At 53.8% G+C, this 20994-nt stretch carries 18 protein-coding genes and 1 tRNA gene; 4 read left to right on the forward strand and 15 right to left on the reverse strand.

The window, feature by feature from the left end; genetic code table 11:
- Positions 1-130: 130 nt before the first annotated feature.
- The 8 genes from B3M32_RS07930 to tyrS form a co-directional block, all read right to left on the reverse strand.
- Positions 131-3970 (reverse strand): tetratricopeptide repeat protein, encoded by a 3840-nt coding sequence (locus tag B3M32_RS07930; RefSeq protein ID WP_290745012.1) that lies wholly within the window; start codon positions 3968-3970, stop codon positions 131-133.
- 47 nt (positions 3971-4017) lie between these two features.
- On the reverse strand, positions 4018-6252 hold the full coding sequence (locus B3M32_RS07935; RefSeq protein WP_290745015.1) for a tetratricopeptide repeat protein: 2235 nt from the start codon (positions 6250-6252) through the stop codon (positions 4018-4020).
- Positions 6253-6263: 11 nt separating this feature from the next.
- Positions 6264-7721: an OmpA family protein gene (locus B3M32_RS07940; RefSeq protein WP_290745018.1), complete on the reverse strand. Its 1458-nt coding sequence runs from the start codon at positions 7719-7721 to the stop codon at positions 6264-6266.
- Between the two features lie 246 nt (positions 7722-7967).
- Positions 7968-8168: a hypothetical protein gene (locus B3M32_RS07945; RefSeq protein ID WP_088637631.1), complete on the reverse strand. Its 201-nt coding sequence runs from the start codon at positions 8166-8168 to the stop codon at positions 7968-7970.
- Between the two features lie 128 nt (positions 8169-8296).
- Positions 8297-9088 carry a 1,4-dihydroxy-6-naphthoate synthase gene (locus B3M32_RS07950; RefSeq protein ID WP_290745024.1) on the reverse strand — a complete coding sequence of 264 codons (792 nt, stop codon included), beginning with the start codon at positions 9086-9088 and terminating at the stop codon, positions 8297-8299.
- A 67-nt stretch (positions 9089-9155) separates the two neighbouring features.
- The gene (gene mqnB / locus B3M32_RS07955; protein ID WP_290745028.1) at positions 9156-9803 is read right to left on the reverse strand and encodes a futalosine hydrolase; all 648 of its coding nucleotides are present in this window, start codon (positions 9801-9803) and stop codon (positions 9156-9158) included.
- The gene (locus tag B3M32_RS07960; RefSeq protein WP_290745032.1) at positions 9796-10752 is read right to left on the reverse strand and encodes a 1-phosphofructokinase family hexose kinase; all 957 of its coding nucleotides are present in this window, start codon (positions 10750-10752) and stop codon (positions 9796-9798) included. Before B3M32_RS07960 ends, mqnB begins: the two co-directional genes overlap by 8 nt.
- Positions 10753-10760: 8 nt before the next feature.
- Positions 10761-11978, reverse strand: coding sequence for a tyrosine--tRNA ligase (gene tyrS, locus B3M32_RS07965; RefSeq protein WP_290745035.1), 1218 nt, complete (start codon positions 11976-11978; stop codon positions 10761-10763).
- 166 nt (positions 11979-12144) lie between these two features.
- Between tyrS and B3M32_RS07970 the strand changes: the two genes are divergently transcribed.
- Positions 12145-12771, forward strand: a complete 627-nt coding sequence (locus B3M32_RS07970) for a hypothetical protein (RefSeq protein WP_290745039.1) — start codon at positions 12145-12147, stop codon at positions 12769-12771.
- Positions 12772-12791: 20 nt separating this feature from the next.
- On the opposite strand, the gene B3M32_RS07975 is transcribed toward B3M32_RS07970, so the two are convergent.
- From B3M32_RS07975 to rpsU, 5 genes are all read right to left on the reverse strand, one after another.
- Complete coding sequence (locus B3M32_RS07975) at positions 12792-13994, reverse strand: WD40/YVTN/BNR-like repeat-containing protein (protein ID WP_290745042.1); 1203 nt, start codon at positions 13992-13994, stop codon at positions 12792-12794.
- 28 nt (positions 13995-14022) lie between these two features.
- A complete protein-coding gene (locus B3M32_RS07980) occupies positions 14023-15552 on the reverse strand; it encodes a sigma-54 interaction domain-containing protein (RefSeq protein ID WP_290745046.1) in 1530 nt (509 codons plus the stop codon).
- Positions 15553-15561: 9 nt separating this feature from the next.
- Positions 15562-16083 (reverse strand): phospholipase D family protein, encoded by a 522-nt coding sequence (locus tag B3M32_RS07985; RefSeq protein ID WP_206674514.1) that lies wholly within the window; start codon positions 16081-16083, stop codon positions 15562-15564.
- Between the two features lie 181 nt (positions 16084-16264).
- Positions 16265-16735, reverse strand: a complete 471-nt coding sequence (locus tag B3M32_RS07990) for a GatB/YqeY domain-containing protein (RefSeq protein WP_290745051.1) — start codon at positions 16733-16735, stop codon at positions 16265-16267.
- Between the two features lie 112 nt (positions 16736-16847).
- Positions 16848-17057: a 30S ribosomal protein S21 gene (gene rpsU, locus B3M32_RS07995; protein WP_014546541.1), complete on the reverse strand. Its 210-nt coding sequence runs from the start codon at positions 17055-17057 to the stop codon at positions 16848-16850.
- A 209-nt stretch (positions 17058-17266) separates the two neighbouring features.
- On the opposite strand from rpsU, the gene B3M32_RS08000 reads away from it, so the two are divergent.
- The 3 genes from B3M32_RS08000 to B3M32_RS08010 all read left to right on the forward strand — a co-directional run bounded on the left by B3M32_RS08000 (position 17267) and on the right by B3M32_RS08010 (position 19650).
- The gene (locus B3M32_RS08000) at positions 17267-18070 is read left to right on the forward strand and encodes an SPOR domain-containing protein (RefSeq protein WP_290745072.1); all 804 of its coding nucleotides are present in this window, start codon (positions 17267-17269) and stop codon (positions 18068-18070) included.
- Positions 18071-18147: 77 nt separating this feature from the next.
- A complete protein-coding gene (gene rimO, locus B3M32_RS08005; protein ID WP_290745075.1) occupies positions 18148-19461 on the forward strand; it encodes a 30S ribosomal protein S12 methylthiotransferase RimO in 1314 nt (437 codons plus the stop codon).
- 117 nt (positions 19462-19578) lie between these two features.
- A tRNA-Arg gene (locus B3M32_RS08010) sits at positions 19579-19650 on the forward strand.
- Positions 19651-19675: 25 nt separating this feature from the next.
- Here the strand turns inward: B3M32_RS08010 and B3M32_RS08015 are convergent.
- Entirely contained in the window at positions 19676-19996 is a 321-nt protein-coding gene (locus B3M32_RS08015) for an AzlD domain-containing protein (protein WP_290745078.1), read from the reverse strand.
- Positions 19993-20697, reverse strand: coding sequence for an AzlC family ABC transporter permease (locus tag B3M32_RS08020; RefSeq protein WP_290745081.1), 705 nt, complete (start codon positions 20695-20697; stop codon positions 19993-19995). Before B3M32_RS08020 ends, B3M32_RS08015 begins: the two co-directional genes overlap by 4 nt.
- Positions 20698-20994: the final 297 nt, after the last annotated feature.

A 20994-nucleotide genomic window follows, 5' to 3' on the forward strand; every position in this document is an offset into this window, starting at 1 on the left:
TATTTTTTTTAGAGCTGTTTGGAAGGTCGCATGCTGTAAAACTTTATTTACTGCATAAAAACCGCCCTAGAACCCTAAATAAACGGGGGTACCCATGAAGCTAGGCCCCCCCGTAAAATTGTTTTTACCGCTATTTTCTCTTACCCTTCTTCTTGCCAGAGGCCTTCTTGGCAGGAGCAGGTGCGGGAGCAGGTTCGTCAGAACCCATAGAGGTGTCATCCATTCCGCCCATGGAGGTGGACGGAGCAGGAGCCATCTGCTTCTTGAGTTCGGCGAGTTCGGCCTTCAACTTTTCGTTCTCGGCCTTGGCGTCCTTGATAATGTCGCGGTAGGTATTGATCTGTTCTTCCGGAGTCATGACTTCGGACTTGGAGATCTGTTCCAAACGAGCCTTGGTCTTGAAGTAAGACGGGTCTGCGAACAAAGTAGACGGGTCGAACTTTTCGATCTTGGTGTTCAGTGTTTCGTTGTTTTCATCCAACATCTTGAGGGTTTCGAACAACTTGGCCGTCCACTGGTTGTCAATACCATAGTGAGCAGAGGCCTTGATACCCGTTGCGCACTGCGGCACGGCAAGTTCCTTAGCACCGTTAGAACGGTTGGTCAATTCTTCACGGTAAGCTTCCAAGTCTTCGTGGGCCATTTCGATGGCGTCTTCCTTGACGGCACCTTCGTATTCCACGTATTCCTTGACGATAGCGGCAGAGTCAGGCAGCGGAGAGTTGGCGAACGCGTCGGCGACTTCGACGAACACGGCACAACCCTGGTAGTACATTTCGATGTAGCCTTCTTCAGCCTCGATCACGTCCTGGTTGTAGAAGCCCTGGTCACGAGCAAGGTCGATGTTCTTCTGGAAAATCGGACGGGCCTGTTCGTAGTAGCTCGGCAGCTGCTGCACGACCGTAATACGTTCGGCAAAGCGCTCTTCGTCCTTCTTGCCGTTGAGTTCCTGTTCACGGATCTTGGCGGCCATCGTCACGAAGAGCATACCCATCTTGTTGGTGGCCTTGAAGGTCCAACGTTCAGAAGCGTAGGTTGCAGACTTGGAGTACTGGCTCATTGCCTTCTGGAGGATGTCGACCAACTGCTTGATAGTCTTGGCCTTTTCCTTTTCCTTACCCTTCAGGACAATGGGTTCCATCTTGTGATATTCATGTTCACCGAGGTAGAAGGCGGCTTCAGCCGGGACACCCGGGTCCGCGTTCTTGATCTGAAGACCGTACTTGTCGTAAGCTTCGAGAGTCTTGCGGTAGTCTTCGACAGCCTTTTCTTCTTCCTTAAGTTCCATGTAGGCACGGGCAGCACCGATGTAGGCAGCAATCAGCTTTTCCTTGTCGTCGTTGCCGTAGTTCTTGATGAAGAAATGGTATTCCTGAGCAGCGAGATCCCACTTCTTGGCGTTGCCGTAAGCGACCGGGATGCTGAACGCGGCGTCGAGAGCGTAGGTGCTCTTCGGGTAGTCGCGGACGAGGTCCTTGGAGCAGCGGATGGCTTCGTCAGTCATCTTGGCTTCATCGTAGCTCAAGCAGGCGCTATAGAGGAATGCCGGAGTCTTTTCGTGCTTCGGGTAACGCTTGTAGGCAAGTTCGAAGGTCACAGCGGCGTTCTTCTTATCCGGAATGGAATCGTAAGTCTGGGCAGCGAAGCCGATAGCCTGGAAGGCCATGGAATCCTGCGGGAAGTTGTTCGTAATGAAGAGGAACGTGGTCGCAGCCTGCTGCGGCTTGCCGCCCTTCTTGTAGTTGCTGGCTGCACGCAAGATACCCTTGATGGTCAAGGAGGAGGATGCGTACTGCTTGGGCAAGATCATGAACGTTTCGGCAGCTTTGTCGTGCTGCTTGGCGTTTTCGTAGGCAACACCGGCTTCGAACACGGCCTTGTCGGCGAAGGAGACGAGCGGGTAGCGCTTGACGAGAGCCAAGTAAGCCACGGCACCTTCTTCGTAACGCTGAGCCTTCACAGCCTTTTCAGCCATCTGGAAGAGCACGGCAGCGATAGCCTTTTCGATTTCCTTGGCCATGGAGTCGTTCTTCGTGGCCTTCACGTCGTGGTACTGCTTGTAGAGCCATTCGAATTCGGTCAAGGCTTCGTCGAGCTGGTCGGATTCGAGGAGCGACTGGGCAAGCATACGGCTGATGAGCAAAATGTACTGGTGGTTCGGGTACTTCTTGCGAAGTTCGCGAAGCACGGTCACAGCGGTCTTGTACTGCTTGGCATCGTAATGGACGATGGCGGCGTTGTAAGCAAGTTCGGCAGCTTCCTTGTTGTTGCCGTACTTGGCCATGTACTTGTCAACCTGGGCGAAGTAAGCCTTGGTTTCCGGAAGGGTGTAGGCCTTCTTGGCGTCGTCGCCGGCCTTCTTCTTCTTGGCGTCTTCACGAGCCTGGTCCATCATGAGCACGGCGTTATACGCAGCTTCTTCCTTCTTCAGGAGAGCTTCGGAGCCCATCGGGCGACGGCCGTAACGGGTGGTATCGGTATCGACGATCCAGTTGAACATCTTGGCGGCGTTCGCATGCTGACCCATTTCCTGGTACACGAGAGCCAAGTTGATGTGCACCTTGTATTCGTCCCAAGTCGGTTCCTTGGCGTAGCGCTTCAGGAACGCTTCGTAAGCCTTGATAGCTTCGGCATACTGCTTCTTACCGGCTTCCAGGTCGCCTTCCTTGGTGAGCTTGGCAGCGCGGGCGTGGTGGTACTGCGGAATGTCGAGCATGGCGCCGCGAATCGCGATTTCAGCGTTCTTCACGGATTCCGGATACTTCTGGTTCCTCTTGTACCAAGAAGAGTTGCGGTCGTAACGCTTAACGACAACGTAACGATGCTGCTGGGCTTCTTCGAACTTCTGCTGCACGATGAGGATTTCGATCATGGCGATGTCCGCGAGCGGAGCATCGATGTAATCCGGGTTGATCTGCATCAAGCGCTTGAAGGACTGCACGGCTTCTTCGTTACGGTCGTGGTCCTTGTTCTTCATACCGATACGGTAGTACACGGAATCCTTGAACGGGACCTTCTTATCCTTCAAGAAGGCTTCAGCTTCCTGCACGCCACCACCTTCAAGGTCGGAGAACGATGCGGCCATGAAGTCCATAGCTTCTGCACGAAGGTCGTTGGGGTATTTACCCTTGTCGGCACCGATAATGTAATCGTAGTACTTGACAGCAGCGGTTTCGTATTCAGCAATGTTGTAGTAAGATTCAGCCAAGTGGTACATGGCGAGAGCCGCTTCCTTACCGGTCAGGTTCTCGAAGCCAGTCACCTTCTTGTAGGCCTTGATAGCGTCGCGGAACTTGCGGTTCATGAAGTGGTATTCAGCAATACGGAGCCAAGCCTTCGGCACGAGACCGTTGTCCGGGAAGCCTTCGACCAAGCGCATACGGAGCTTGTATGCCTTGTCGTCTTCACCACTGGCTTCCTGCACGGCTGCAGCCTGGTAAAGCACCACCGGAGTCTTGTCTTCCTTCGGGTACTTGTCGATATATTCGAGGAAGTAGCCGAGGGACTTCTGGTGGTCAGCCTTCGGGAACTTGTCGATGTCTGCGCACTTGGCCGGCTTGTTATCGCGGTCGGCACACCAGGCGACATCTTCTTCGTACTGCTCCTGTTTGTCGAGGAAAAGCTTTTCTTCCAACTGGAACTGGTAGTGGCCCAGCTGCTGGAGAGCGGACGCGCAACGCTTGTTCTGCTTGCCCTTACAGTTGTTTACCTGTTTTTCCCACTGGGCAATGGCGTCTTGCATGCCCTTTTCATCAAGGCCGCCGGAACGGCAAGCCTGGGCCGCTTGGTTCTTTGCCACCTTATAGGAATTTGCACATTCCTTATACTTGGGGGAACCCTTTTCCATGGACTTGCACTTGGCAAGCAATTTCTTAGCTTCGTTGGTCTTGTCCTTACAAGGATCTGAGGCAGCAAAGGAAGTCCCGACAAAAGAACATACGATCGCAGCCACAAGGAAGATTTTTTTCATCGTTCTCTATCCACCTATATAATCATAAAAAAGGGGGAGTCCCCGGATTACTCCAGGTCCTCCAGTTCTTCGAGTTCTTGTGCCGCTTCGGTAGAGGCCGCACCCTGGCTCATCTTGGTCTTCACAGTAGCCAAGGTAAAGCCGGCGTCTTCAAGGATACGCTTACGGTTGGATTCGAAGCGATCACTTTGGATAGACTTTTGAGTGAACGCTGCGTAATCTTCGATAGACTGGTTGGCCTTGTCGAAGGTCGGGCGCAGGGCTTCACGCTTGCTTTCCACACGAGGCGTGGGAAGCTGACGAGCGAGGTCGAGGGCCTGAACCTGAACGGAGTCAAATTCGTCCTGCATCGCTTCGTAAGCCTGGCGGGCACTATCGCGGGCAGCGACAGTCACGACCGGCTGTTCGGTACGCTTTTCGGCCTGTTCAAGGGCCTTGGCAGCACCGTTATAGTCCTTTTTCATGAAGTGGCAGTAACCAATCACGAGGTAGGCTTCGGAAACCAGGAAGGATTCCGGAAGATTATTGATGATCCACTGGGCCGGCTTCATGGCTTCGTCAGGCTTGTTCACCTTGAGGAAGGACCATGCGATACCGAGCATAGCTTCGTCGTACACCGGAGAACCGGCTTCGACCTGGCCGTACATCTGGGCGGCGGCAGCAATGTCCGGCTTTTCGCCAGAGAAGTAGATGTGGCCGAGCTTCACGCGGGCGGCATCCTGCAAGTCGCGTTCGGACTGGTTGGAAACCGGCTGTTCCGTAATGTCGCGGAAGCAGTTTTCGGCTTCGTCAAACTTGCCCATACGGCTGTAGGCGATACCCATGGTGTAGCGGGCGTAGAAGTAGTTGGCGTTACCCGGAAGAATGGCGGCGAGCAGGTCGACAGCTTCCTGGTAGAGGCCCTGTTCGAACTTGATCTGGCCGGCAACGTAGTCAGCGTCAGCCTTCACGTCGCTTTCACCGAACTTCTGTGCGATGTTCTGGTACTTGGCCATAGCTTCGGTGTACTTGCCTTCCTTATAGTCGATGTTCATCAACTGGAAGTGGTACTTGGCGCGCTGGTCGCTCTGCGGATAGCGCTTGATAGCGTCTTCGTACACGGCCTTTGCAGCCTTGTGCATACGGAGGTTTTCGAAGGACTTTGCCTTGTAGAACGCAGCCTGGTCGACCAAGTGGAATGCGGGGTACTTCGTCTGGACCTTACCGAAGGCGTAAGCAGCTTCGAGGAACTGACGATTCAAGTACAGACGCATAGCGGCACGGTAGTCGTTTTCAGGTTCGATCTTCAAACGGCGATAACGTTCTTCACCTATCTTCTCTTCACGGGTGTCACCGAAGCGGCTGGTGAGCTTCACGGCCCAGATAAAGCCACGGTTCTTCTTTTCCCAGAGGTCATCGTGAGACATTTCGAGGTCGAGAGCGAGGTAACGGAAGATGCTCACGTCCTTCACGTTCACGGTAGCGCCGATTACCGGATAGCATTCCTTAGTGAAGCGGGCACGGACACCGAGGTGCGGAGAGAGGTAATAGGTCAAGGTGAAGCTTTCTTCAAGATTCATGCCTTCACCACCTTCGGAAGATTCATGCATCACGTCGATGATGGAGATTTCCGCCTTGGCTTCGAGAGCGCGGTTGAGACCACGGTAGAAGAAGCTAATGTTCAGGTTGGAAGGAATCTTGTAAGCTTCGCTTTCAGTAAAGAGCACGAACTTCATGCCGTCTTCTTCGGCAGCGGTACTGATGGCCGGCTGCAGAGCATTCTGCAAGGCGACACCCACCAAGAGGTAACCGTACTTGGAAGAAGCGAGCGGGTTCCAGCTCAAGCCCACGTCGGCGCCGAGAGTCAACTGCTTGACTTCGTCGAACTGGTTGATGTAGAGCACGGAGAGGTCTACACCCAGAGCGAGGAACTGCATTAAGTTGTACGCATAACCGAACATGAATGCGTATTCGCCGTAAGACGGACCGTCGTCAATGGAAGCGCCGTTCTCGAAGAACGAGAAGCCGAGCGTATGCTTGTAGTCCATCGGGAACGTCAAGCTGACGTATTCCTGGCTGGCTTCGCCACTGATGGAGCTGAAGAACGCAGCGCTGAACTCAAGCTGTTCCGTTTCGGAAATGCCTGCCGGGTTCACGTACATGGAGGTGTTGCCGCCAAATTCGGCGAACCAGTCATTCTGCTGATACTTATGCGGAGAATAGGTAGCCTCAGCGAACAAAGAAGTGCTGGCTAAAGCGAGTCCAAAGACTGCTGCTTTCTTGATGAAACTAGTATGCATCATCACCTACTCCTTTACTTGATGTCCGTGCGGGTGAACTCGATACGACGGTTCTGCGCACGCCCTTCGGGGGTTTTGTTAGAAGCGACCGGCTGGGTATCACCCTTACCGCTCGTTACAATACGGCTTTCGTTAATGCCCTTCTCGACGAGGAAGTTCTTCACAGAGGCAGCGCGGTCAGCGGAGAGCTGCATGTTCTTTTCCTTGTCACCGACATTGTCCGTGTGGCCGACAATTTCAAACGTTGCTTCGGTGAAGGTTTCCATGATGTCCACGACCTTCATCAAGGAGATGTAGGAGTCGGGAGTAATGGTGGCCTTACCGGATTCGAAGTTCACGCCTTCGAGAACGAACACCTTCTTCGGCGGCTGCGGGACTTCGTCCGGGCAACCATCTTCGTCCTTGAAGCCGTTCTGAGATTCCGGCTGTTCCGGGCAAAGGTCAACACCCTTACAGATGTGAGCGAAGTTGGCGAACATAGCCTTGGCTTCGACCCACGGATCGCAAAGACCGTCGCGGTCGTTGTCCGGATCCGGGCAGCCATCGTCGTCCTGGAAACCATCAAAGTCTTCTGCTTCTTCGGGGCAGTTGTCGACGCCCGTGCAAACAGAAGCGTACTTGTCAGAAACACCTTCTTCGGAAACCCACGGATCGCAAAGACCGTCGGCATCGGTATCCGGGTTACGAGTTTCTTCAACGACCTCTTCTTCCTTCACAACTTCGGTAGCAGTAAGACCGATGTCCAACTTGCCCTTACCGCGCTTGAGCATCGGCGAGGTGGACTGGCAATAGAAGTTCGGCTTCGACAGAGAGTGGTTGATGAACTTCGGATCCAACGATACGTTCGTGCGGTTCACCTTGATGAACTGGTTGAACGGATAGTAGTTCTTGTAGATGTTGTTGTACTCCACCTTCGTCTGGCCAGCAGCCGGATCGGCGAACACACCGTAGTAGTGGTTCTCCATGAAGATGTTGTTACGGGCGACCAGGTTGGTCGGTCCCTTCAACGCAAGGCCAGAGTAGCCGTTGCGGAGCACGACGTTGTGTTCGACGTACGCATCGAGCGACTTGGCGCCCCAAGCGAGGATGCCGGACCAGCGGTTGCCGTACACCACGTTGTTGCGGAGCCAGGGAAGCGAGATGAACGCACCAATACCCGTGCAGTGGTTGTCAATCACGTAGCAGTGGTGAATGTAGGGGGCGGCGTTTTCGCAAAGGATACCTTCGAGACCGTTCCTCACTGTGAAGTGCGACATTTCGGCGCCCGAAGTACCCATGACGGTCGGACCTCGACGGCCACCATCAATGATGGTCGTAAGGGGATCCTCGCCCTTAAGTACAACACCCATAATCAGGGTGATGTTTTCGTTATAAGTTCCGCGTTTGACGAGGATGGTATCCCCAGCATCCGCATTACCGAGAGCATCGGCAATCTTAGAGTAATCACCAGGCACGTTAATATTCTTTGCCATGGCGGTTCCGGTAAGAAGCATTGCCCCGGCCGTAATTAAGACCAGTTTCTTTAGGGTCATACTGCTACGTTTCTCCAATCATAGAACACATAAAATCGTTAAACTTATAGTTTTGCCAAACTGACAAATCTAAACCCAAGTGGGAATATACCTTCAAAAACGCCTTTAGTCAAACGTTTTTCGTGAAAAAAAGGCTTTTTCACACAAAAAAGTAAACTAAGGGGACGTTTCGGAGGACTAGCTATGTCAGTTCGCCGGGGGAAGGCTGGACTTCTCCTCCTCCTTCTTCGCGCCCTGGATGGACACGCGAATTTCCTGGCAGGTCTTCTTGATATCCTGCAGAACCTTACGAGCACGCGTTCCGGCAGACTTGTTGCCGCGTTCGAACTTTTCGTACTCACGCTTGAAGTTTTCAACTTCGGTGTCGAGGTCGTTAACTAAACTCATAAGCGAACTCCCAAAAAAAAGATGCTTTTTGGAAAATAAATAAAGTTTTTCGCAAAAATCGGCTATTTTGTAAAAACTCTTTTTACAAACATGAATTATTACAATTTTTTTTGTATATCAACAGTTTATCAACACTTTTTGAAACCCCAGAGGGACTCCAGGGCCCGCCGACCGGCCTCGCCGACCCGCGCCGAAAAGTCATTTACGAACATTTCGATGTGAGATTCGACAACTTTTGGGTCGTCGATTTGGGCTTTTTCGCAAATAAACGGAGTTATAAGGGAATCCCGCGAACGTGCGATTTGGAGACTTTTTCTAATCTCGGACTCGATCTTTTTGATGGTCTCGTAATAAAATCCGCGACGCGCCACAGCGATTCCGAGCGGAATCGGCGAGCCCGTTTCCAACTCCCAGAAAGCGCCCATGTCTTGCAGCAGGCGGAGTCCATCGCGTTTCCACGTGAAGCGGTGCTCGTGGATAGTGACGCCCTGGGAATACTTTCCCGAAAGAAGTCCTTGGTATACTTCGTTGAAAAGCGCGTATTCCACCTTCGGTTCCCCGCCGAATCTTTTCGAATACCAAAACCTGAAAAGCAGCGCCGCAGTCGTATTTTTCCCGGGAAGCACGGTCACGCTTTCCGGATCGAAGCGGTCTCCACCCGATGAAAGGAGCAGAGGGCCGCAACCGTAGCCGATGGCCCCGCCACAATCGAGGCACACGTAATCGCGCTCAATCTGCGGGTATACCTGGGCACTTACCTTGGCCACGTCCAGTTCCCCACGCGATACCATCTCGTTCAGCGTCTGCACATCGGCAAAGTGGACATTCCATTCAAACGGGGAATTTTCAAGACCGCGGACAAGCGCCTCGTAGATGTAGGTGTCGTTGGGACAGGTGGAAATGCCGAGGGAAAGACGCATGGGTAATTGATAATTGATGATTGATAATTGATGATGTGGGAGGCGGGGGCGGGACGTTTATCGCGGGTTAAAGGTTGTCCAGGACCCGTTCCTTGAGCGCGGCCATGGCTTCGGGGATGCGCCAGGTAGAGGTATCGCGGTCGGTCGCGATATTGCTTACGGCGCGGAACTGGTAGGCGGAAACGCCGAAACGCTTGCAGACGGCAAAGCAGGCTGCTCCTTCCATGGTCTCGACATCGGCGTGGAACAGGGCGCTACGGCGGAGAGCCAAGTATTTTGTTCCCGTGCAGCAATTCACCGTGACTCCCACGGCCGAACGGATCGATGCCATCGGAAGCGTCAGGAACCGCGGGGACTCCCCCTTGTAAAAGCAATCTTCACCGGTCACTTCGCCCCACGAAGAAAAATGTCCGTCGCTAGTCTGCACGCCCATATCGCCAATGACATCGCTATCGACACGCACCACGTCGCCAATTTCCAGATTCGCATTCGGGTAAGCCCCGCAAATTCCCACCTGGATTACACGCTCGTACTTGCAACAAGAAAGAACATAGGCCAGGTTCGTCGAGAAGTCCAACGCGCCAACGCCGCAAACGGCCACATCGAACTTGATGCCGACAGCGACAGGGGTAGAGGCGGCCACGACCGCCGATATTTGCGGATAAACTAAGTTAAATTCCTGGCGAGACGCGAAGGCGACAAGTGTTTTATTCAATTTTTTCCACCTGTGTTGCCAATTCCTTTTCCAGTTCGGCAACCCTTTCTAGACGCAGGTTCCACGGACGTTCCACTTCGCAGCGGGCAACAGCGACAGATGTCGCCTTCACGAGCGACTCCTCGAAACCGAAACCTTCACCATCGGCATAGAGCCAGCCCGCGAAGAAGGAATCCCCTGCACCGATATCGTTCTGCACCGTAATCGTAGGCGGCTGCAACTGCACACCCTGGAACTTCTTTTCGACCAGGCGGAATGCGCGGACCGGGGACTCCTCGTCGGTCACGACAAGATTCTTGATGGGGAGGCGTTCCAGCACGGCAGTCGCGGTCATCTTCCAGAACTGCGGACTGGATGTCACCTGAGGGATGCCCAGGTTACTCAACAGCTTGCAATACTCGCGCAAGTTGACCTTCAACAGTTCGACTCCCTTTTCGAGCCAGGCACCGACATTCTCCACGGCATCCACGAAAACGCGCTTGCCCGCAAAGTCCACGGAATTGAGCAGGTCGATATTGAACCCTTGCGGGAACGATCCGCAAAGAGCCACGCGCTGGGTCGAATTCCAGTATTCGTTGAGCGTCTGGATAAAGTCCTGGTTCTCGTTTTCGGCAAGAATCGGGGACGGTTCGATCAGTTCAGTAGCGTCGCCACCGCAGACGATGGTCGTACAGATTCGGGTAGCTTCCTTGATCCACACGGGAGCCTGGTTCACGCCGCATGCGGACAGTTCGTCAAATATGCGGGAGCCGTGTTCGGAGCCCAGGAAATGCATGAGGAGCGGGTTGCCGCCCAGGAGCTGCAGCACGCGACCACAGTTGATTCCCTTTCCCGAGGCATATTCTTCGACCTTCGAGATACGGTGCACCTCGCCCGGCGTAAACTTGTCCAGAAAGAACAAGCGCTGCCAAGCGGGATTAAGACCGAGAATCAACGTTTCCTGAGGCATAGGACCTCCTAGAAGTTCACCTTGTAGAACTTGCGCTTGCCCACCTGGACCACCAGCTGGTCTGCGCCCTTGATTTCAATCTGGGACTGCGGATCGGCAAGCTTTTCGCCGCCAATCTTCACGCCGCCGTTCTGGACCATGCGGCGGGCTTCGCCCTTACTGGCGAAGGCCTTGATTTCCACAAGCAGGTCCAGGGCACCGTAGGTGCCGGCCGCCACGCTGCATTCGGCAGCATCGCTCGGGATGGCGTTACCGCTGTGAATCTCACGTTCCTTAGCAGCGGCGGCCTCGGCGGCTTCTGCGCCGTAGTACTGCGTCACGATATCGATGGCGAGACGGTGCTTGGCATCGTTCGGGTTCATCTTGCCAGCAGCAATGTCTGCCATCATCTGCTTGATTTCTTCGAGCGGGATGTTGGTGAGGAGCTCGAACCAGTTCTCGACGATGCTGTCGGCGAGGCTGTAAATCTTGTGGTACATCACGTCGGCGGGCTCGTTCAGGCCCACGTAGTTGCCGATGGACTTGCTCATCTTGACCTTGCCGTCGGTACCGAGGAGGATCGGCATGAAGAGGCCGATCTGCGGTTCCATGCCTTCGAAAAGCTGCAAGTCGCGACCGCGAAGCACGTTGAACTTCTGGTCGGTGCCACCGAGTTCCACGTCACTCTTGATGGCCACGGAATCGTAGCCCTGCATCATCGGGTACATGAACTCGTGCAGGCTGATGGGCGTATTTGCGGTGTAACGGTTGTGGAAGTCTTCGCGTTCGAGCATCTGGGCTACAGTGAACTGGCCCATGAGTTCGGTTACCTTGCTGAACGGGAGCTTACTGAACCATTCGCCGTTGTAGTGGATTTCCACCTGGTCGCGGCGGACGACCTTGAAGAACTGCTCCTGGTATTCCTTCGCGTTCTCGAGCACCTGTTCGTGGGTGAGACGCGGGCGTGCCTTGTTGCGGCCGCTGGGGTCACCAATCTGGGCAGTGTAGTCACCCACGATGAGCACGACAGTGTGACCCAAATCCTGGAACTGGCGGAGCTTGCGCATCACCACCGTATGGCCGAAGTGCACGTCCGGGGCAGTCGGGTCCACGCCCATCTTGATACGGAGTGGCACTCCGGTATCGTAGGACTTCTGGAGTTTCTTTTCGAGTTCTTCCTGCGGCACGACATCGATAACGCCGCGCATCAAAATATCAAGCTGTTCCTTAACGGGACGAAATTGCATAATTTTCTCAGTTGTTAGAGGTTAGTGATTAGTGGTCAGGGAAATTACAAGTTTTAACCGCTAATCACTGAAAGCCCATGTAGAAGGAATGGATTATCATACGGGGTAAATATAGAAATTAACGTCGCCATATTTTATATTTAATTATCCAATTAAGGAGGCTTACATGAAAAAACTGCTTTTTTTCGCAATTACGATGATTTCATTTGCTTTTGCACAATCGGAATCCTTCACCCACGACGGTTTCTTCCTTAATATTTCCATAGGTTTCGGTCCCCAAAGCATTGACTTTGCTTATGACTCCGACCTGTACAACGAAGACGACCAAAAAATTCGCGAATTCAACCTGAGCGGCCTCGCCACGGATCTGGATATCAAGATCGGCGGAAGAATAGCCAACAACCTTTTGCTTCATTTAACACTTGCCGGCGTCACCAGTACTGAACACACCGATGTCGGAGAAGAAGACGACATAACGGCAAACCTTTCCATATTCGGTTTAGGAACCACCTACTACTTTTCGAACAATTCCTTTGCCACAGCCTCTTTTGGCATGAGCGAATTCCATATCGGCTCAGACGTCGCCACCTTCACCGCTAGCGCAAACGACATTATGGGAAATCTCGTCAGCGGGCTTGCCATTCAAGCTGGCGCCGGCAAGGAATGGTGGGTCAGCGACAACTGGGGGCTCGGTGTATCGGTAGCACTGCTCTACGGTTTCGATTTCGGGGAATTCGATTATAGAGACGCATCGACCTCTATTACGATACGTTTTTCCGCAACCTACAACTAGCTTTGGGTAGCGGGTCAGATCTATTCCACAATGCGAAGGATAACATATTTACCACTATAGAGACCTCCAAATCGCTCTCCCCGGAGGGCATAGAAGTTTCCTTTTGAATCCGCAATCACGCTAACATAGTCTTCTTTTGACCCGCAAGTTTCCTGGAGTTTGAAATCCCTTCCGTTCTTGGAGGCATAAACATGCCCATAGGCGCCAACCACAACCAAAACTCCATTGGACACCGCCATGGAACCGTATATCACTTCATTGCTCTTTAAACTTGTTTGAGTCCAGTTCCTTAAATCCTTGGAATAATAAAGGTATCCTGAACCGCCCCATCCCACATTCGATACGTACACATCCCCAATATGCGCAAGAGACCACCCTACATTTTCCATCATGTAAGTCGTATCCCAAGTAACCATATCCCTAGAATGAAGAAGCGCAGTTCTCCAACTCACATCAACCGTTTCACCAGCATTATTCCGAATAGGATTCCAGTAGCCAACTAGAACAAAATGGGCCGAATCATTAGAAATCGCATCATTAATTGAGTGTATCCCATCCGCAAAATCAAAAGCAATCGGATTCCAAACAGATGCATCCTCGGAATAATAGAGTTTGTCATTTTCACTCTTGTAGAAATACTTATCATCACAGGTTAAAAATATTTCACCATGAACGGAATCGCATACCCAATTCCTAGCATCGTACGAATGACAGATTTCGCGATTCGAATCGTCACCACTCCCATCGGAACGAACTAGCGCTAGTTTGTTGCCTACAATGCAAAGTTTGTTACCTTCCTGCTTGTACCAATAATGTTCAAAGGCAGAATACTTTTGCCACAAAGACGACCCGTTCTTTTTGACATAAAAAGTATCTATAGCGGGATCATCTTCATGACCATAAAACCCTCGCATATTGTAATGACGGGGTATGGCAATCAAGTCATCGCCATAAAATCCAAAACTCTTGATAAAATACGAAGTATCCGGCTTAGGTGAAAATTCAAATTGCAGACCTTCTACCAATTCACAAGAGAGCGTAGGCGGTTCAACATATTCCACAACAGTGTCTACGACAGCGCCAGAAGAAAGTTCTTCCGAAGAAGACGAATCCCCGGCATCGGGGCCATTGACTTTAGAGCTACTGGAAGAATCGCCAGAACAGCTACAAACAAAAACCGATACGATCAAAAACAAAAAAATCTTATAGAAAAATCTCATCATGAGTCCCTTTATTTTGTGCCAAAGATAATTATTTCGTAAAGGAACCCAGATCTATACCGAGTTGGTTTATCTTGTAAGTAAGAATCCTGGGTGTCGTGGAGAGGCTTCGCGCCGCTGCGGCAATCTTACCCTTGCTGCTCTTGAGCGCATCACAGATAATATCCTTTTCGTAGGCTTCGACCATCCGTTTCAAGTTGCCCGATACTGGCGTGCCACTTGTTTCGGCCGTCTGGAGCGTGGTCGGGAAATGGTGCGGGTAGATGACGTCTTCGTCGGCAACGAGGACGGCGCGCTCAATTCCGTTTTCGAGTTCGCGCACGTTTCCGGGCCACGGGTAACTCATGAGCATGTTGATGGTCGTGCGTGCGAGGCGGCGCACGTTCTTGCCCACGATGCGGCAGTAATGTTCCACAAAGTGGTCTGCCAACAGCACGATGTCTGTCTTGCGGTTCCTGAGCGGCGGCACGTAAATCGGGAAGATGTGCAGCTGGTAATAGAGGTCTTCGCGGAACGTGCCTTCTTCCACCATCTGCTGCAGGTTCTTGGTGGTGGCCGCAATCACGCGGACGTTCACCTTTTTAGCGATGCGGGCACCGATGCGTTCTACTTCGCCGTGCTGCAACAGCCGCAAGAGCTTTACCTGAAGGTTCGGCGAAAGTTCGCCCACTTCGTCTAAAAACAGCGTGCCGCCTTCGGCCTGTTCTACGCGGCCGGGAGTCTCGGCAAACACGCCGACGAGGGCACCACGCACGCTGCCGAACAGTTCACGGTCCAATACCGATTCCGGCATGGAGGCGCAATGGACGCGGACGAACGGGCCCATGTTGCGGTCGGAACGGTAATGGATGGCTTCGGCCACGAGGCCCTTGCCCGTACCCACCTCGCCCACGATGAGCGCGGGGAGCGGACTGCGGGAAACCTGGTCAATCTGCGCGTACACGCGCTGCATCTCGCTCGAACGCCCGATGATGTTGTCGGGCTGGAAGCGGTCCTTGAGTTCGAGCGTCAAGCGTTCGTTTTCGGCCTTCAGGAGTTCATTTTCTTCGCGGGCTTCGCGACGGAGCTTCACGGCTGCCGCAAGCATCTGCGCGATGATTTCCAGCAGACGCAACTTTTCGGGAAGTTCGTCTTCTACCGGGTTCTGCACGTCGGCACTGAAGGCGCCAATCACCTGGTGCTCCATAATCACGGGAACGCAGAGGAACGCCTTGTCTTCCGTCTTGCCGCGGCCCGTACGGTCGAGGAAGTCCGGATCCTTCGCGACCGAGGGAATGATAATCGGCTTGCCCGTTTCCACGACGCGGCCGGTAATGCCCTCGCCCACCTTGTAGCGGCCCTTGCGCGCCTGGCGGCTGCTCAAACCTTCCGCAATTTCGATGGAAATTTCGCCGGTGTGGCGGTTGTACAGCGTAAGCGTCGCATGCTCCACGCCCATCGTTGATTCCACCACTTCCAAAATCGGGTGCGCGACGCTCTCGAAATCGAGCGTCTGGTTCAGGATGGAACTGATCTTGTAGAGCAGCTCCAGTTCCTGGATTTTGGATTGCGACGTGGGCATATATGAAATTTACTTAATCCGGTCGCCGCAGAATTCCTGGCGGCCACAGTTTTTGCAGTGCGAGCCCATCCAGAGCGTGTCGAACTGTTCAATAGCGGGCTGTACAAGCTCAGGGTCGTTGGTGAGGATACCCGCCTCGAAGTTGCGGCGCAAGCTGCTCTTCATGCCGATGCCCGCACCCGTCAAGTTCGCGGAGCCGATGTAGGCGGTCTCCAAGTCGAAAATCATCATCTTGAAATGCACCCGCGGGCACATGACGCGCTCGAGGTCGGTCGCCAAAATCTTGAAACGGTCAAAGTCCTCGCGAAAGTTCGGGCCCGGCTCCTTCGCATGAATAAGCCGCACGCCAACGCCGCGCTTCAGGAGTGCGGCCAGTTGCCCGAGCAGTGGCATCGATTCGCCGTCCTGCTTTACATAGACATCCTTGATGTCGGCAGTGCCGATCCACAACGTCTCACGGACTTTCGCAATCCGCGCGATGACCTCGGAATAATGTTCCTCGTTCTGGATGTACTTGGTGAATGTGGGCACGGGAGTAAATATAAAGAAAATTTGAAAAAAAGAGATGCCCGGTCGAGCCGGGCATGACAAAGCTGGTCTGAATGGGGCATGTCCCAACCTCTTCGGCTCGGTCATATCCATACAAGTATGGCTGCGACGCTCGCCTTTTGAGGTTGTCTTCGGGCTTACGCCCTCAGGATGACCTTACTCATTACTTCAACGCTTCCTGAACCAGGGCGCTGGCGCGCTTGGCGTCGAAACGGCCCTTGACCTTCGGGGAAAGTTCCTTCATGATCTTGCCCATGTCCTTGGGGGTAGAAGCGCCGGTCGCGGCCTTGATTTCGGCAATGAGGGCCTTGACCTCTTCTTCGGTCATCTCGGCGGGCATGTACTTGCGGTACAGGGCGATGCAGGCTTCTTCGGCCGGAATCTTGTCCAAGAATCCACCCTTCTTGAGGATGTCAATGGCTTCCTGCTTCTGCTTCACGCTGCGGGCAAGGACGTCCACACACATTTCGTCGGTAATACTGTCGGCAATCTGAGCCGGGGTGGCGCCAGACTTCATAGCCTCGTTCTTGATGTCGGAATGGAGGGTACGGAGCGTACCGAGGGTCTCGGTGTCGTGCGCCTTCATGGCGGCCTTGATGTCATCGAGAATTCTTGTCAACAATGCACTTGCCATAATTTGTTTCGCGAAATTGTCCCGCCTCGCGACTAGCGATATGGTTTATATACAAGGAATGAGCCCTCGACCGACGGTCGACGACCCATTCAAGACCAATATACTAAAAAAATTAGTAGAGACGCTTGCGGTTCTGGTCAGCGATTTCTTTCAGGCGCTTGCGACGGGCAGCGGTCTCGATGCGCTTCTTCTCTTCGGAAGGCTTTTCGAAACGCTGACGCTTCTTGACATCGGAAATGATGCCGTTCTTTTCGCAGGACTTGGTGAAACGCTTGAGAGCGCGTTCAAAAGGTTCGTTGGACTTAACAATAACGCCGATCACGATTATCCTTTGGTTAAAAATTCAGTTTGGGTAGCCAAATATATTTAACTCCGGGGGATTCGTCAAGGGTGCAAAAGCCGCCAAAAAGCCGTTTTTGGCACAATTTTTTTCACTTTTTTCTTTTATAACTTGCGATTACTCAAAGAGTTATATATATTTTACATATAAAAATCCCATTTTTGGAGTTTAACGACAACCTGGAGATATTAATGAAATCGCTTTCGGTTTCCTCCTTGGGTGCATTGGCACTCGCCTGCGTCCTCACCACCGCTTGCGGAAGCAACGAAGAAGAAGTCGTTCCGCAGATGAATGCGGCAAAAACAACAAAGACTGAAGCCGCACCAGCTCCGGCCGCCGACGAACCCGAACTGGTGCCCATCCAGTCCCTGTCCGGACAGAATTCTGCCCCGGCCGCCGAAGAGGCCAAGCCTGCCCAGGCTCCCGCTGCGGCACCGTCCAGCGACGTCAAGCCCCTGAGCGACGGCCCCTATGTCATCCAGGTCAGCATCCAGCCTTCCAAAAAGGCCGCCGATGCCGTTGTCAAGAAGCTTTCCGAACAGGGCGTCGAAGCCTATGTTGTCGAAGTCGAAAATCCGGGTGAACTCGAAGGTACCTACTACCGCGTCCGCGTCGGTTACTTCGGATCCATCGCGAACGCCCAGGAATACGGCAAGCAGGTGATTTCTGCACTGAACTTTGCCTGGTGGGTCGACAACAGCAGCAACGACCAGGTCGGCAACCCGTCCGGTGACGACGATGTCGATTACGCCTCCAGCTCTTACTATGCGCCTGCAGAAGAAACGCAGACCGAAGCGGCTCCGGAACCTGAACCGGCCCCTGCCGAGCCTGCTCCGGCACCCGAACCGGCACCCGCACCCGAACCGGCCCCTGCCCCTGCGCCCGAACCGGCTCCCGCACCCGAACCGGCTCCGGCCCCTGCGCCCGAACCGGCTCCCGCAGCAGCTCCGGCTCCTGCCGCACCGGCAGCAGATGTCGTGGACGACTGGGAATAAGCGAAACTCGCAAAGCCTTTAAAAAGAGCCCTCCGGGGCTCTTTTTTTCGTGCCCCCGTTTTTCTAAATTTGCTTACATGCCTACAAAGAAGCCCAAAGTTTTCGTAGTCCATTTAGGATGCGCAAAGAACCAGGTCGACGCGGAAAACCTCGTCGGCGAGATGCTGCACGCGGGATTTGTGACATGCGACTCCGCCTCCAAGGCGGACTACATCCTGGTGAACACATGCGGGTTCATCGAGGCCGCCAAGGAAGAATCCATCAACGCGATTCTCACACAAATTAAAGGCAAGAAGGCAAGGCAGAAACTGATTGTGTCGGGTTGCCTCTCGGGCCGCTACGGCGAGGAACTCGTGAAGGAACTGCCCGAGGTAGACTACTGGGTAGGCACGTACAAGCCAGGCGAGCTCCTGAAGAAGATGGGCATCGTGGCTCCCAAAAGCTGCGACGCCGAGAACCTGCCGCGCATGAACCTCGGCGGATTCAAGCACCACGCCTATCTGAAGATCGCCGAAGGCTGCAACCGGCGCTGTGCCTACTGCGCGATTCCTTTGATTCGTGGCAAGCAGGTTTCCCGCTCCATCGAAGACATCGTCGCCGAAGCGAAGGAACTCGAGGCGCAGGGCGTACAGGAAATCACCCTCATCGCTCAGGACACGACCTACTTCGGACGCGAGAAGGGTAAGAAGGGCGGCACTTTGGCCAGCCTGCTCCGCGCCATCCTCGACAACACGAACATCCCGTGGATACGCACGCTGTACTGGTACCCGATGTTCGTGGACGACGAACTGCTCGACCTGATGGCAAGCGAGCCGCGCCTCGTGAAGTACGTGGACATGCCTATCCAGCATGCCAGCGACAACGTGCTCAAGAACATGAAGAGGAACTACCGCAAGAAGGAACTCGTCGACATTTTGCACAAGATCCGCGAGCGCATCCCGGGAGTCACCTTGCGCACGACCGTACTTGTCGGATTCCCCGGCGAGACGCACGAAGATTTCGAGGAACTGATGGAACTGCTACGGGACATCCAGTTCGACCACTTGGGTGGATTCGTGTTCAGCCCCGAAGAGGGCACACCCGTGATGGAGATGAGTCTCCCCGCAGTAGACGAAAGCGAGGCCCGCGCAAGGCTCGACGCGGTGACCGACCTGCAAGAGGAAATCGACGCTGAACACGCCGAGAACATGATCGGAAAGACGGTACGCATCATCATCGACCAGGAAGCCGAAGAAAGCGAATACCACTTCTACGGGCGCACCGAAGGCAACTCGATGGAGAACGATGACATCGTGAAGGTGCTCGAGGGCGACGGCGACGTGGGCGAATTCCACGATGCGCTGGTGGTGGACGCAGAACCGCACGAGCTGATTGTCAAAATTCTGGACTAAAAATTTAGACGAGAGACGAAAGACGAGAGACGAGAGATTGTCCGTTTGTCTTTTATTGCTATATTTGCATTCGCAAAACCGGATGGGTTCCGCACAACGCGGGATTACATTGGCCGGGCCCGTGTATCACAATGGATAGTGTACCTCCCTCCGAAGGAGGTTATTCCGGTTCGATTCCGGACATGGGTATTAACGCTCCCCCCGGGAGCGTTTTTTATAGGAGCATCATAAGGCCGTCGACGCCGAGGACGGTCACGCAAGCCACTGCGGCAACGCCCACGAGCCCGAGGCCGAGCAGCGACGCCAATACCGCAGTCACCAGCGCGCACGCACCCGAAAGCTTGTTCTCGGTCGCGTAGAAAATCGCGGGCACCGTCATCGCGGCAAGCACCGTGTAGGGCACGTATGCGAGGAACGAACGCCAGAAGCGGCTCTTGAGCTTGCCCTTCAAAAGAACGAACGGGACGGCGCGCAACAGGTAAGTTACGCCCGCCATCACCAGAAGAAAGACAACGTAATCCTGAGTAGCGATCATGCCTCGCCCTCCGACTCGTCCTTGACAGGGAACAGCGCCGCACCGATAAGCGATGCGACCAGCGCGCAGATGATAATCGCAAAGCCGACCGTCACGCCGCTCAAGGCCGGGACGTACTTGAACGCAAGGCTGCAGGCAATGGCAATCAGGACAGCAATAAGCGTGGGGCGATGCGCCTTCATCTGCGGGACGACGATGGCGACAAACATCCCGTAGAGGGCAACGCCCAGGGCATTCGTCACAATTGCCGGAAGAATCTCGCCACAAACGGATCCGCACAGGGTTCCCGAAGACCAGCCGATGTAAGGAAGCACCATCAGGCCAGCAAAGTATCGCGCCGTCACGGGTTCAGTCCGGCTTACCGCAAGCGCGTAGATTTCGTCCGTAATGCCGGTCGCGAGAAGCAGGCGCTTGAATGTCCCGAAATTCGGCGCGACTTTCTGCGAAAGCGAAATCGCCATCAGGCTATAACGCAAATTGATAAAGAACGTGGCGATAGCCATCTCGATGAACGTGCCGGCGGCATCCGCCATAATCTGCAGGCCAGCGAACTGCCCCGCCGAAGTCAGGTTCGTCATCGAGATGAAGGTGACCAGCGGCCAGGAGAGCAGCTTGGAGCCCGCAATCCCGAAAGAGAACGATACGGCGAAGTAGCCGAGACCTATGGGAAGACCGTCCTTGACACCATTAGAAAATTTCATGCGGGGAAATATAGAAAAAATTTATAACAGCGCTATGCAAATATGCAAATTTATGCACAGTAGATTCGGCCTGCCGGCAAGCTCCCCGGCAGGGAAACAAAAAAATCCCGCACAGGGCGGGATTCAAAGTTCGGGCGGAAGAGCCAACAACTAGTTTTCGTTGTTGTGCATTTCCATCTGTTCGCGGTCCATCGTGTGCTGCAGGTATTCCTTGAAGTCACGGTCGATGTTCACACCGTCGAAGTCGATATCGTCGTTTTCCAACACGAACACGGCGCTCGGGTTATCGAGCCAGCC

Source organism: Fibrobacter sp. UBA4309, assembly GCF_002395745.1.
GTDB lineage: Bacteria > Fibrobacterota > Fibrobacteria > Fibrobacterales > Fibrobacteraceae > Fibrobacter.